At 72.1% G+C, this 12690-nt stretch carries 14 protein-coding genes; 11 read left to right on the forward strand and 3 right to left on the reverse strand.

Features of this window, described 5'->3' with window-relative positions; all coding sequences use genetic code 11:
• A partial coding sequence (gene recQ / locus E1165_RS10980; protein ID WP_132390403.1) for a DNA helicase RecQ occupies nucleotides 1-1852 on the reverse strand: 1852 nt, incomplete at its 3' end.
• Nucleotide 1853: 1 nt separating this feature from the next.
• Here recQ and E1165_RS10985 point away from each other — a divergent pair.
• From E1165_RS10985 to E1165_RS10995, 3 genes are all read left to right on the forward strand, one after another.
• Nucleotides 1854-2909, forward strand: a complete 1056-nt coding sequence (locus E1165_RS10985; protein ID WP_207916826.1) for a helix-turn-helix transcriptional regulator — start codon at nucleotides 1854-1856, stop codon at nucleotides 2907-2909.
• The gene (locus E1165_RS10990) at nucleotides 2906-3121 is read left to right on the forward strand and encodes a DUF397 domain-containing protein (protein WP_243704710.1); all 216 of its coding nucleotides are present in this window, start codon (nucleotides 2906-2908) and stop codon (nucleotides 3119-3121) included. The genes E1165_RS10985 and E1165_RS10990 overlap by 4 nt, the downstream gene beginning before the upstream one ends.
• 65 nt (nucleotides 3122-3186) lie before the next feature.
• Nucleotides 3187-4086, forward strand: coding sequence for an SWIM zinc finger family protein (locus E1165_RS10995; protein WP_132390405.1), 900 nt, complete (start codon nucleotides 3187-3189; stop codon nucleotides 4084-4086).
• A 78-nt stretch (nucleotides 4087-4164) separates the two neighbouring features.
• On the opposite strand, the gene E1165_RS11000 is transcribed toward E1165_RS10995, so the two are convergent.
• Nucleotides 4165-4506 carry a hypothetical protein gene (locus tag E1165_RS11000; protein ID WP_132390407.1) on the reverse strand — a complete coding sequence of 114 codons (342 nt, stop codon included), beginning with the start codon at nucleotides 4504-4506 and terminating at the stop codon, nucleotides 4165-4167.
• A 324-nt stretch (nucleotides 4507-4830) separates the two neighbouring features.
• On the opposite strand from E1165_RS11000, the gene rapZ reads away from it, so the two are divergent.
• The 8 genes from rapZ (at nucleotide 4831) to E1165_RS11040 (ending at nucleotide 11835) form a co-directional block, all read left to right on the forward strand.
• A complete protein-coding gene (gene rapZ / locus E1165_RS11005; RefSeq protein ID WP_132390475.1) occupies nucleotides 4831-5700 on the forward strand; it encodes an RNase adapter RapZ in 870 nt (289 codons plus the stop codon).
• Nucleotides 5697-6659 carry a uridine diphosphate-N-acetylglucosamine-binding protein YvcK gene (yvcK, locus tag E1165_RS11010; RefSeq protein ID WP_132390409.1) on the forward strand — a complete coding sequence of 321 codons (963 nt, stop codon included), beginning with the start codon at nucleotides 5697-5699 and terminating at the stop codon, nucleotides 6657-6659. The genes rapZ and yvcK overlap by 4 nt, the downstream gene beginning before the upstream one ends.
• 54 nt (nucleotides 6660-6713) lie before the next feature.
• Nucleotides 6714-7694: a DNA-binding protein WhiA gene (whiA, locus tag E1165_RS11015; protein WP_132390411.1), complete on the forward strand. Its 981-nt coding sequence runs from the start codon at nucleotides 6714-6716 to the stop codon at nucleotides 7692-7694.
• Nucleotides 7695-7958: 264 nt separating this feature from the next.
• Nucleotides 7959-8963, forward strand: coding sequence for a type I glyceraldehyde-3-phosphate dehydrogenase (gap, locus tag E1165_RS11020; protein WP_132390413.1), 1005 nt, complete (start codon nucleotides 7959-7961; stop codon nucleotides 8961-8963).
• A 52-nt stretch (nucleotides 8964-9015) separates the two neighbouring features.
• Nucleotides 9016-10215 carry a phosphoglycerate kinase gene (pgk, locus tag E1165_RS11025; RefSeq protein ID WP_132390415.1) on the forward strand — a complete coding sequence of 400 codons (1200 nt, stop codon included), beginning with the start codon at nucleotides 9016-9018 and terminating at the stop codon, nucleotides 10213-10215.
• Nucleotides 10215-11006, forward strand: a complete 792-nt coding sequence (gene tpiA, locus E1165_RS11030) for a triose-phosphate isomerase (protein WP_132390417.1) — start codon at nucleotides 10215-10217, stop codon at nucleotides 11004-11006. Before pgk ends, tpiA begins: the two co-directional genes overlap by 1 nt.
• Before the next feature lie 95 nt (nucleotides 11007-11101).
• Complete coding sequence (secG, locus tag E1165_RS11035) at nucleotides 11102-11362, forward strand: preprotein translocase subunit SecG (protein ID WP_132390419.1); 261 nt, start codon at nucleotides 11102-11104, stop codon at nucleotides 11360-11362.
• A gap of 128 nt (nucleotides 11363-11490) precedes the next feature.
• Nucleotides 11491-11835, forward strand: coding sequence for an RNA polymerase-binding protein RbpA (locus tag E1165_RS11040; RefSeq protein WP_132390421.1), 345 nt, complete (start codon nucleotides 11491-11493; stop codon nucleotides 11833-11835).
• Between the two features lie 83 nt (nucleotides 11836-11918).
• On the opposite strand, the gene pgl is transcribed toward E1165_RS11040, so the two are convergent.
• Nucleotides 11919-12689 (reverse strand): 6-phosphogluconolactonase, encoded by a 771-nt coding sequence (pgl, locus tag E1165_RS11045; RefSeq protein WP_132390423.1) that lies wholly within the window; start codon nucleotides 12687-12689, stop codon nucleotides 11919-11921.
• Nucleotide 12690 lies beyond the last annotated feature (1 nt).

The following is a 12690-nucleotide window of genomic DNA, read 5'->3' on the forward strand; positions in this document are numbered from 1 at the left end:
GTCCCGGGTCAACGGGTTCGGCGAGGACGGCCAGGATCTGGTCGCCGTACCTGGCGAGCTTGTTCTCGCCGACCCCGTTGACCCGGGACAGCTCGGCCAACGAGCCTGGCGCGTCGGTGGCGATCTGCCGCAGCGTCGCGTCGTGGAAGATCACGTACGCGGGGACGCCCTGTTCCTTCGCGCTCGCCGCCCGCCAGGCGCGCAGCCGTTCGAACACACCGGTGGCCTGCGGGGTCAGGTCGGCGACCACGGTGGCCGCGCCGCGCGGCTTCGCCGACCGTGACGACGCCGGCCGCTCCGGCTCGCGGCGCATGGTGACGGCGCGGCGACGGCCCAGCACCTCCGCGCTGGCGTCGGTGAGCGCCAGCGTGCCGTAGTCGCCCTCGACCGCGAGCAGCCCTTCGGCGAGCAGTTGCCGGACCACGCCGCGCCACTCCGCCTCGCGTAGCTCGGCACCGATGCCGAAGGTGCTCAGAGAGTCGTGGCCGTACTGGGTGATCTTGTCGGTCTGCCTGCCGAGCAGGATGTCCACGCAGTGGCCGGCACCGAAACGCTGGTTGCGCTCCCGGTCGAGGCGGTAGACGGTGGAGAGCAGCTTCTGCGCGGGGACCGTGCCGTCCCAGGTCTCCGGCGGCTCCAGGCAGGTGTCGCAGTTGCCGCAGGTGGTCGTGCCGGTCTCGCCGAAGTACTCCAGCAACTGCACCCGGCGGCACCGAACCGTCTCGCAGAGCGCCAGCATCGCGTCCAGGTGGGCGGCGAGGTTGCGCCGGTGGGCCAGGTCCCCGTCGGACGTCTCGATCATCTTGCGCTGCTGCACCACGTCCTGGAGCCCGTACGCGAGCCAGGCCGTGGACGGCAGCCCGTCCCGGCCGGCGCGGCCGGTCTCCTGGTAGTAGCCCTCCACCGACTTGGGCAGGTCGAGGTGGGCGACGAACCGGACGTCCGGCTTGTCGATGCCCATCCCGAACGCGATCGTGGCGACCATGACCAAGCCGTCCTCGCGCAGGAAGCGCTGCTGGTTCGCGGCGCGGGTGGCCGAGTCCAGCCCGGCGTGGTACGGCAGCGCGGCGATGCCGTTGGCGACCAGGAACTCGGCGGTCTTGTCCACCGAGGCCCGGGACAGGCAGTAGACGATGCCGGCGTCACCCGGGTGCTCGTCACGCAGCAGGCCGAGAAGTTGCCGGCGGGGCTCCCGCTTGGGCACGATCCGGTACTGGATGTTGGGCCGGTCGAAGCTGGCCACGAAGTGCCGTGCCCCGGTGAGCTGGAGCCGGGTGGCGATCTCGGCCCGGGTGGCGCTGGTCGCGGTGGCGGTCAGCGCGATCCGGGGTACCGCCGGCCAGCGCTCGTGCAGCATCGACAGGGCCAGGTAGTCGGGGCGGAAGTCGTGCCCCCACTGCGACACGCAGTGCGCCTCGTCGATCGCGAACAGGCTGATCCGGCCCCGGTCGAGCAGCTGGGGCACGGCGCGCGTGCCCAACGCCTCCGGGGCCAGGTAGAGCAGATCCAGCTCACCGGCGACGAACGCCCGCTCGACCTGGCGGCGGGCGTCGAGATCCTGGGTGGAGTTGAGGAAGCCGGCCCGGACGCCGACCGCGGTCAGCGCGTCGACCTGATCCTGCATGAGCGCGATCAGCGGCGAGACCACCACCGCCACACCGTCGCGGACCAGGGCCGGGATCTGGTAGCAGAGCGACTTGCCGCCACCGGTGGGCATGAGCACCAGGGCGTCGCCGCCGGCCACCACGTGGTCGATGACCTCCTGCTGGAAGCCGCGGAAGGCGTCGTAGCCGAAGACCCGGCGGAGCACCCCGAGGGCGTCGGCGGTGTCCAGGTCGGTGGGGGAGGACATCGTGGGATTGTACGAGCGGTGGCCGACAGCGCCCGACATCGACCGCGAGCGCGGCGGACTGTCAGCTGCCCGCCTCGCCGTCCCCGTCGCCCCAGCAGAGCCCGCCGATGCCGGCCGCGCTGTGGAAGCCGGGGTGCCCGGTGATGTCCATGCACACCTCGTTGTCGGGGCCGATCCGGCCGCAGAAGACCGGTTCCACGTGGTTCCAGGCGTCGGCCGATTCAGTCCGACTGTCCGCCGTCGCCGGCTTGCTTCAGAGTTGCGTCGCTACCGGGAAGCCGCTGGACTGACTCTGGAACAGGCGGCGCGCCACATCGACAGCTCGCACTCGCGGCTGTCGCGGATCGAGACCGGCCAGAGCGGCATCAGGGCACCCGACTTGAAGACGCTGCTGGAGGTGTACCAGGTGCCGCCCGACGAGCAGGCGGCCATGGTCACCCTTGCGCGCGAGTCGCGGCAGCGCGGCTGGTGGCGTGGGTACGGCGATGCCGTGCCGGACTGGTTCGAGGTTTACGTCGGCTTGGAGTCCGAGGCGGCCGGCCTTGCCGTCTATGAGTCCCAGTTCGTGCACGGTCTCTTTCAAACGGAGGCGTACGCCCGAGCGGTCTACCGGGCAGCGGTGAACCCGCTGGCACCGGACGAAATCGATCGCCGGGTGCGGCTGCGGATGGACCGCCAGCATCTCGTGACCGAGCAGGGCCTCCGGATCCGCGCCGTGCTGGACGAAGCCGTCCTGCGTCGCGCCATCGGCGGACCCGAAGTGCTCCGCGATCAACTCCGTCGGCTGCTGGAGATCGCCGATCTGCCCAACGTGTCGCTACAGGTGCTGCCCTTCTCGGCCGGTGCCTGTGTGCTCGGACCCTTCACCATCATCGACTTCCCGGGGGTGGCCGACCAGTCGGTGATCTTCGTCGAGAACCAGGCCGGGGGGATCTATCTGGAGAAGCCCAACGAGGTGCGGGACTGTACGCTGAAGTTCGACTACCTACGTGCGGAGGCGTGCGACACCAAGGTGTCGGCCACCATGATCGCCGGCTTGGTCAAGGAGATCTCGTGATCCACGTTCAGCGGGCTACCGATGTCGCGAACGCCCGGTGGTGGAAGAGCACCCGCAGCGGTGACACCGGAGGCTCCTGCGTCGAGGTGGCCGAGCTGCCTGACGCGCTGGCGGTGCGGGACTCCAAGGATCCGGACGGGCCGGCGCTCCTCTTCGGCCGGGGTGCCTGGTCGACGTTCGTCACCGGTCTGCGGCGCGGCCAGCGCGGCTGACGCCTCGGCGAGGCTGCCACCGCCCTGATGCCGGCGGCATCACCGACGCCCGGTTAGATGACCGGATGGCGGTAAGCATCGATATCGACGCCCTCCGGGACGCGGCTGGAGCCGGGGCCTGTGCGGCGGCGGACAAACTACGGGAAGCCGGTCGGCCGGAGGCGATCATGCCGGCGGGCGGGGGAGCGTCCTGCGTGATCCGGGAGGCCGGGCAGTCGCCGTACGAGGTCTGGGTGGGGATCACGGCGGACGGCTTCCACGCCGAGTGCGGCTGCCCAGCCGGCGGGGAGCTGTGCGCGCACGCGGTGGCCCTCACCCTCGCCGCCCTGGCGGACGGCTTCGCCTGGTCCTCGGCGGCCACCCCACCGTCATGCCTGGCGATCGACCCCAGGGTGGCTCAACTGGCCGAACTCGCGCGGAGCCTCCCCACCCGGCGACTGACGTTGCTGGTCGCCGAGTGGGCGGCCACGGATCGCGTGCTGGAGACCGCGTTGCGGGCGCGCGCCGGCCAGCTCGCTCCCCCCACCGCCGCCGAGTTGGGCGACATCCTTCGCACGATCCACAGCCTGGCCCACGAGGCGACCAGCGGCGACCGCTGGGATCTGCACGACGTGGAGAAGGCCGGGCGGGCGATCGTCGAGGAGATCGAGGTGCTTGCCCAACGGCCGCCGACCGAGGAGACGCTGCTGCTGGTCGAGCGGGCCGCCCGCGCCTGGGACGGCATCTCCGGTCACCTGTACGACGCCTGGGAGACGTACGAGGAGGAGCCGGCCGAGATCGGCGGCGCGCTGCGGGCGGTCCACGTCCAGCTCTGCGAGCAGGTGCAGCCGGACCCGGACGAGCTGGCCGCCCGGCTGGCCGAGATCATCGAGGCGGCCGAGGTCGACTCCTGCCTCGACGAGCCGTGGGACTACCTCGGCGTGCTCGGCCGCGACCGGGTCAAGGCGTTACAGCAGCGCCGCTGACGGCGGCCACGATCCACACCGCCGTCGCCGACGGAGGGACGCGACCGGGTGCGGCCCGGTCGCGTCCCGAAGGGCTGATCAGGCCCCAGCCGGTCGGTTGGCCAGCGCTCGCGGCGGCGCCTTCATCCCCACCACGATGTCGACGATCTCGATGTAGCGGGCCTTGCCACCCATCCGGAACGCCGTGGCTGCCGCGTTGATCTCCTCCAGGGTGTCCGCCTCCACCATGGTGACCTGGTCGTACCTGCCGTTCACGCCGGTGCAGACCACATGGGTGAGCTGCTTGGCGAAGCGGGCCAGGTCGCGGGCGTGCTCGTGGGAGACCTCACGGATGCCCTCCTCGCCGAGGGCGAAGTACTCCGGACTGATCTTCATGAACAGGAAGCCGACGTATTTGTTCTTCTCGGCCAGATCGTGCATGGCGCCCTCCGGTTGTGCGGGCCGTCACCTGCGGCGACCACGCAAAGAATGGTCCCGGTTGCAGATCGTGAGCAACGAGTCGATCTGTCGGGATTGCGACCGGCGCGGCGCGGCGTTCTGCCCGCCGGGCCGTGGCTCGACACCGGACGGGCGGACCCGCGATCCGAGGGGCGTCGGTGTGGGCGGGCGGACCGACCGGCCCGGCGGGATAGAGTCGCTGATCGACCATGCGCGGCCGGGCGGACCGGACCGGCGTCAGGGACTCGGGAGTGGTAAGTGAGCGAGGCGCGGACGGCCGACGGGTACGCCCCGAACGGCACGGCGATGACAGAGACGGACACCTCCTTGGTGGTGGTGACCGGGCTGTCCGGCGGTGGCCGCAGCACGGTGGCCCGGGCGTTGGAGAACGTCGGGTACTACGTGGTGGACAACCTGCCCCAGGCGCTGCTGCTCGACATGGCCGAGCTGGCGGTCAAGGCCGGCGGCGCGGCCCGGCGGACCGCGATGGTGCTGGACGTGCGGTCCCGGGCCTTCTCCACCGACCTGGCCGGCGCGATCCGGGAGTTGAAGGAGCGCGGCTACTCACCCCGGGTGGTCTTCGTCGACGCCGACGACGAGGTGCTGATCCGCCGGTTCGAGAGCGTCCGGCGGTCGCACCCGTTGCAGGGGGAGGGGCGGCTGGCCGACGGTATCGCCGTCGAGCGCGGGCTGCTGGAGGAGGCCCGCGACCAGGCCGACGTGATCATCGACACCAGCCAGCTCAACGTCAACCAGCTCCGCCGGCGCATCGAGGAACTCTTCGGCGGCGAGGACGCCCGCCGGCTGCGGGTGACCGTGCTCTCCTTCGGCTTCAAGTACGGCCTGCCGCCGGACGCCGACTTCGTCCTCGACGCCCGTTTCCTGCCCAACCCGTACTGGGTGCCGGAACTGCGTGAGCACACCGGGCGGGAGGAGCCGGTCAGCGCGTACGTGCTCGGCCAGGAGGGTGCCGACGCCTTCGTCTCCGCGTACGCCGACCTGGTCGGCGCGACCACGGCCGGCTTCGAGCGGGAGGGCAAGCGCTACCTGACCGTGGCGGTCGGCTGCACCGGTGGCAAGCACCGCAGTGTCGCCATCGCCGAGGAGCTCGCCGGCCGGCTGCGCCGCGCCAATCTGGCCGCCAACGCGCAGCACCGGGACCTGGGGCGGGAATGACCGCGACGAAGGTGGTCGCCTTCGGCGGGGGGCACGGCCTGTCCGCCTCCCTGCGGGCGCTGCGGCACACGGCCGGAGAGCTCGACCTGGACATCACCGCCGTGGTGACCGTCGGCGACGACGGCGGCTCCAGCGGCCGGCTGCGTGCCGAGCGTGGCGGCCTGCCCCCGGGCGACCTGCGGCAGGCCCTCGTCGCGCTGGCCGGTGACCACCCGGCCACCCGGCGCAGCGCCGGGCTGTTCCAGCACCGCTTCACCGGCGACAGCGGCGACGGCCTGGCCGGGCACGCGGTGGGCAACCTGGTCCTCTGCGGGCTGATGGAACAGCTCGGCGACCCGGTGGCGGCGCTGGAACACGCCGGCGCGATGCTCGGCGCGGTCGGCCGGGTGCTGCCGATGTCGCCGCAGCCGGTCGGCATCGAGGCCCGGGTGCGTGGCGTCGACCCGGGGCGGCCCGACGAGGTGACCACCGTGCGCGGCCAGCACCAGGTCGCGGTGACCAGCGGCCGGGTGGAGGCGCTGCGGCTCACCCCGGACGCGCCGGCCGCGTGCGCCGAGGCGGTGGCCGCGGTCGGTGCGGCCGACTGGTTGATCTTCGGGCCGGGCAGCTGGTACACCAGCGTGCTGCCGCACCTGCTGGTGCCGGGGCTGGCCGCCGCGATCGTCGCCAGCCCGGCCCGGCGGCTGGTCACGCTCAACCTGGCCGCCGAGAAGGAGACCCTCGGGCTCTCCGTCGCCGACCACCTGGCCGCCCTGCACTGGTACCTTCCGCAGCTCACCATCGACTACGTGTTGGCCGATTCGAAGGCGGTGGGTGATCCCGAACCGGTCGGCCGTGCGGCAGAATCGCTGGGTGCCCGGCTGGTCCTCGCCCCCGTCGCCGTCATCGACGGCTCCCCTCGTCATGATCCGGCCGCCCTGGGCACCGCGTTGGTGCCTGTCCTGGGCGCCGATCGTTAAGCACGTACGTAATCACCGGCGACACGCCGGTACCGGTCCGTGGAGGGGCGCACAATGGCGATGACGGCTGCGGTCAAGGACGAACTGAGCCGGGTCGACGTGCCCAAGCCCTGCTGCCGGCGGGCGGAGATGGCCGCGCTGCTCCGGTTCGCCGGCGGGCTGCACATCGTCTCCGGCCGGGTGGTGGTGGAGGCCGAGCTGGACACCGGGGCGGTGGCCCGACGGCTGCGTCGGGAGATCGCCGAGGTGTACGGCTACCCCAGCGAGATTCACGTGCTGGCCTCGGGCGGGCTGCGTAAGGGCAGCCACTTCATCGTCCGGGTGGTCAAGGACGGTGAGGCCCTGGCCCGGCAGACCGGTCTGCTCGACGTGCGCGGTCGCCCGGTGCGTGGGCTGCCCCCGCACGTGGTGGCGGCCAACGTCTGCTGCGCGGTGTCCGCCTGGCGAGGCGCGTTCATGGCGCACGGCTCGCTCACCGAGCCCGGCCGGTCCAGCGCGCTGGAGATCACCTGCCCCGGGCCGGAGTCGGCGCTGGCCCTGGTCGGCGCGGCCCGGCGGATCGGCATCACCGCCAAGAACCGCGAGGTGCGTGGGGTCGACCGGGTGGTGGTCAAGGACGGTGACGCCATCGCCGCGCTGCTCACCCGGGTCGGCGCGCACTCCAGCGTGCTGGCCTGGGAGGAGCGGCGGGTCCGCCGCGAGGTGCGGGCCACCGCCAACCGGTTGGCCAACTTCGACGACGCCAACCTGCGCCGCTCGGCGCGGGCGGCGGTGGCCGCCGCCGCCCGGGTGACCCGGGCGCTGGAGATCCTCGCCGACGACGCCCCCCACCACCTGACCTCGGCCGGGCGGCTGCGCCTGGAGCACCGGCAGGCCTCCCTGGAGGAACTGGGCGCGCTGGCGGACCCGCCGCTGACCAAGGACGCCATCGCCGGTCGGATCCGCCGGCTGCTGGCGCTGGCCGACAAGCGGGCCCGCGACCTGGGCATCCCGGATACCGAAGCGGCCGTCACGCCGGACATGCTCGTGGTCTGATAGGGCGGTGGTCGGCATGCTGCGAGCGGGATCACCACCCGCCGCAGCGCGGCGGCGCACGCTCGGATAGGGTCGCTGCGTACGGCAAGGGGGCCGGCACAGGCACTCCTCGCCGTGCTCACCGCCTCCGGCGGTCAGGGTCCTCACACGACCGCGGCGGGGTGGCCGAGATGACACGTCAACGGCCGGCTCCAACGGTCGGCGAACACACCTCCGCCGGCCGGGGTCTGACGCCGGCGGACAACACGCGAGGAGATGGGACCTGTGACCATCCGGGTTGGCATCAACGGCTTCGGCCGCATCGGCCGTAACTTCTTCCGGGCCGTGCTGGCGTCCGGCGCCGACATCGAGGTCGTGGCGGTGAACGACCTGACCGACAACGCGACGCTCGCCCACCTGCTCAAGTACGACAGCATCCTGGGCCGCCTCCCGCACGAGGTGAAGGCCACCGCGGACGAGATCACCGTCGGCGGCAAGACCATCAAGGCGTACGCCGAGAAGGACCCGGCGAAGCTGCCGTGGGGCGAGGTCGGCGTCGACGTCGTGATCGAGTCCACCGGTTTCTTCACCGACGGCACGAAGGCGAAGGCGCACGTCGACGGCGGGGCCAAGAAGGTCATCATCTCCGCCCCGGCGAAGAACGAGGACGTCACGGTCGTGATGGGCGTCAACCACGACCAGTACGACCCGGCCAAGCACACCATCATCTCGAACGCCTCCTGCACCACCAACTGCCTCGCCCCGATGGCCAAGGTGCTGCACGACACGTTCGGCATCCAGCACGGCCTGATGACCACCATCCACGCGTACACCCAGGACCAGAACCTCCAGGACGCGCCGCACAAGGACCTGCGTCGGGCCCGGGCGGCCGCGCTGAACATCGTGCCGACCTCGACCGGCGCCGCCAAGGCGATCGGCCTGGTGCTGCCGGAGCTGAAGGGCAAGCTGGACGGCTACGCCCTGCGGGTGCCGATCCCGACCGGCTCGACCACCGACCTGACCGTGAACCTCAACCGCGAGACCACGGTGGACGAGGTCAACGCCGCGATCAAGGCCGCCGCCGACGGCCCGCTCAAGGGCATCTTGGTCTACAACGAGGACCCGATCGTCTCCGCCGACATCGTGACCGACCCGGCGTCCTGCATCTTCGACGCGCCGCTGACCAAGGTGATCGGCAACCAGGTCAAGGTCGTCGGCTGGTACGACAACGAGTGGGGCTACTCGAACCGTCTGGTCGACCTCGTCAAGCTGGTGGGTCAGTCCCTGTGAGTGCGAGGAGTGAGCTTGCGAGCCCCGCGGTCACGAACGGAGGGTTAGCTCTGTGACCATCCGCGACCTCGACGACCTGCTCGCCGAGGGGGTGTCGGGTCGGCGCGTGCTGGTGCGCGCCGACCTGAACGTCCCACTCGACAAGCAGACCGGTGAGATCACCGACGACGGCCGGATCCGGGCCGTCCTGCCGACCCTGGGCGCGCTGGTGCAGGCCGGCGCGAAGGTGGTCGTCTGCTCGCACCTCGGCCGCCCGAAGGGCGCCCCGGACCCGCAGTTCAGCCTCCGCCCGGTCGCCGGCCGGCTCGGTGAGCTGCTCGGCGCGCCGGTGCACTTCGCCGCCGACACCGTCGGCGACTCGGCCCGCGCCACCGTGGCGGGCCTGGCCGACGGCCAGGTCGCACTGCTGGAGAACCTGCGCTTCAACGCCGGCGAGACCAGCAAGGACGCCGCCGAGCGGGGGGCGTTCGCCGACCAACTCGCCGCCTTCGGCGAGGCGTACGTCGACGACGCCTTCGGCGCCGTGCACCGCGCGCACGCCAGCGTCTTCGACGTGCCGGCCCGGCTGCCGCACGTGGCCGGCCGCCTCGTCCTGCGCGAGGTGGAGGTGCTCTCCAGGCTGGCCGGCGAGCCGGAGCGCCCGTACGTGGTGGTGCTCGGCGGGTCGAAGGTCTCCGACAAGCTGGCGGTGATCGAGGCGCTGCTGCCGAAGGTCGACCGGCTGCTGATCGGCGGCGGGATGTGCTTCACCTTCCTCAAGGCCCAGGGCCACGAGGTGGGCACCTCGCTGCTGGAGAAGGAGATGGTGGAGACCTGCCGCAACCTCCTGGAGCGCGCCCCGGGCAAGATCATGCTCCCGGTCGACGTGGTGGCCGCGGACGCCTTCGCCCCGGACGCCGCGCACGACACGGTGCCCGCCGACGGCATCCCGAGCCACCGGCTCGGGCTGGACATCGGGCCGCGGACGGTGGCCGGTTTCGCCGCCGCGCTCTCCCAGGCCAAGACCATCTTCTGGAACGGGCCGATGGGCGTGTTCGAGATGGCCGCGTTCGCGGCCGGCACCCGGGGTGTCGCCGAGGCGATCACCAAGGCGGAGGCGTTCAGCGTGGTCGGCGGCGGTGACTCGGCGGCGGCGGTCCGTGCCCTGGGGCTGGACGAGTCCGCCTTCGGGCACATCTCCACCGGCGGCGGCGCCTCCCTGGAGTACCTGGAGGGCAAGACCCTCCCCGGCATCGCGGCCCTGGAGAACTGATGGCGAGCGTCAGCCGCCGGCCACTGATGGCCGGCAACTGGAAGATGAACCTCAACCACCTCGAAGCCAACCTGCTGGTGCAGAAGCTGGCCGCGAGCCTCACCGAGAAGCAGCTCACCGACGTCGAGTGCGTCGTCCTGCCGCCCTTCACCGACCTGCGCACCGTGCAGACCGCGGTGGACGGCGACAAGCTGCTGATCGGGTACGGCGCGCAGGACCTGTCGCCGTACCAGTCGGGCGCCTACACCGGGGACATCTCGGGCCCGATGCTGGCGAAGCTGGGCTGCACCTACGTGGCGGTCGGCCACTCCGAGCGGCGGCAGTACCACCACGAGGACGACGCCCTGGTCAACGCCAAGGTGGCCGCCGCGCTGGCGAACGGGCTCACCCCGATCCTGTGCATCGGTGAGGGGCTGGAGATCCGGGAGCAACTGCGGCACGTGCCGCACTGCTGCGACCAGCTCGACGCCGCCCTGAAGGGGCTCACGCCGGAGCAGGTCACCAAGGTCGTGGTGGCGTACGAGCCGGTCTGGGCGATCGGCACGGGCAAGACGGCGACCCCGGAGGACGCCCAGGAGGTGTGCGGCGAGGTCCGCAAGCGCCTGGTCGAGACCTACGGCCAGGCCACCGCGGACCAGGTCCGGGTCCTGTACGGGGGGTCGGTGAAGTCCTCGAACGTGGCCGCGATCATGGCCCAACCGGACGTGGACGGGGCCCTGGTCGGTGGTGCCAGCCTGGACGCCGAGGAGTTCGCGAAGATCTGCCGGTTCCCGGAGCACACCGGGCGCTGATCGCTCGCTATCCTTGACTCCGCCCGTCCACCGGCCGGTGCCGCCGTGCCCGACCTGTCCGGGCGAGGATCGTAACGAGAGGACTGACCCCAGCCATGCCGATCTGGTTCGCATACACGTTGATCGTGTTGCTGGTCATCACGAGCGTTCTGCTCACCATGCTGATCCTGCTGCACCGCGGTAAGGGCGGCGGCCTGTCCAGCATGTTCGGCGGCGGTGTCAGCTCCAGCCTGGCCGGCTCGTCGGTGGCCGAGAAGAACCTGGACCGCTACACCGTCCTGGTGAGCATCGTCTGGTTCGCCTGCATCATCGGGCTGGGCCTCTGGCTCAAGCTCGCGCTCAACAACGGGGCCTGATCCCGTCGGAGTCTCGGCGTACAATCTGCGCGCGGTCCGTTACGGACCGCGCGCAGTTGTGTTGTGCACCGCGTCGCCGCCGCCATCCTCCGGGCGGTGGTCCCCTCCGACGACAGGAGCGAATTGCTGTGCCCAGTGTCAACATCATCCGGGGCGCGCGGGTCGGATCGGCCCCCGAGCGCCCCGCCGAGCGCTACGAGCTGGCGCCCCGTCGACCGGTGACCTACTGGTGCCGCAACGGGCACGCCACCGAGATCAGGATGGCGGTGGACGTCGAGACCCCGGCGGTCTGGGACTGCCCGCGCTGCGGTCTGCCCGCAGGCCGGGACGCGGAGAACCCGCCGGGCCGGGTCCGTCCGGAGCCCTACAAGACCCACCTGGCGTACGTGAAGGAGCGACGCAGCGACGCCGAGGGAGAGGCGATCCTGGCCGAGGCCCTCGCCGCCCTGCGTCGACGCCGCGGCCGTAGCTGAGACACCGGAGCCCCGGCCCCGGTGACACCCGGGCAGCGACACGCCGGAGCCCCGACCACTGGTCGGGGCTCCGGCGTGTCGAGTCAGCGCAGGCTGCGTGAGCGCGGTGGCACGTCGGCCGCCGCCGCGCGGTCCAGCAACCAGAGGGTACGCGTGACTCCCCGCACACCCGCGACCGGCAGCTGCCGGGGCCCGGCCCCGGCCAGCGCCATGCCTACCGCCCGGGCCTTGTCCCCGCCGCTGGCCACCAACCAGACCTCCTCGGCGGTGTTGATCGTCGGCAGGGTGAGGGTGGTCCGCAGGGGCGGCGGTTTCGGGCTGCCCCGCACCGCGCTGACCGGCCGGGTGTCGTGGTGCACCGGGTGCTCGGGGAAGATCGAGGCCACATGCCCGTCCTCGCCGACGCCCAGCATGAGCACGTCGAAGTGGGGCAGCGCGGCGTGGCCGGGACGGGCAGCGCGGGCCAGTTCCTCCGCGTACGCCGCCGCCGCCGCTTCCGGGTCCGCCCCGGCCGGGCCGTCGGCGGCCGGCATCGGGTGCACCCGGGCCGGGTCCAGCGGCACCGCGTCCAGCAGCGCCGCCCGGGCCTGTGTCTCGTTGCGCTCCGGGTCGCCGGCGGGCAGGAAGCGCTCGTCACCCCACCAGACATCCACCCGGGCCCAGTCGACCGCCTCCCGGGCCGGCAGCGCCGACACCGCCCGGTACACGGCCGCGGCGATCCGCCCGCCGGTCAGCACCACGGCGGCCTGCCCCCGCTCCGCCTGCGCGTCGAGCAGCTTCACCACCAGCCGGGCCGCCACCGCCTGCGCCAGCAGGTCGGCGTCGGCGTGGACGGCGACACTCGCCTCACTCATG

Source organism: Micromonospora sp. KC723 (genome assembly GCF_004348595.1).
GTDB lineage: Bacteria > Actinomycetota > Actinomycetes > Mycobacteriales > Micromonosporaceae > Micromonospora.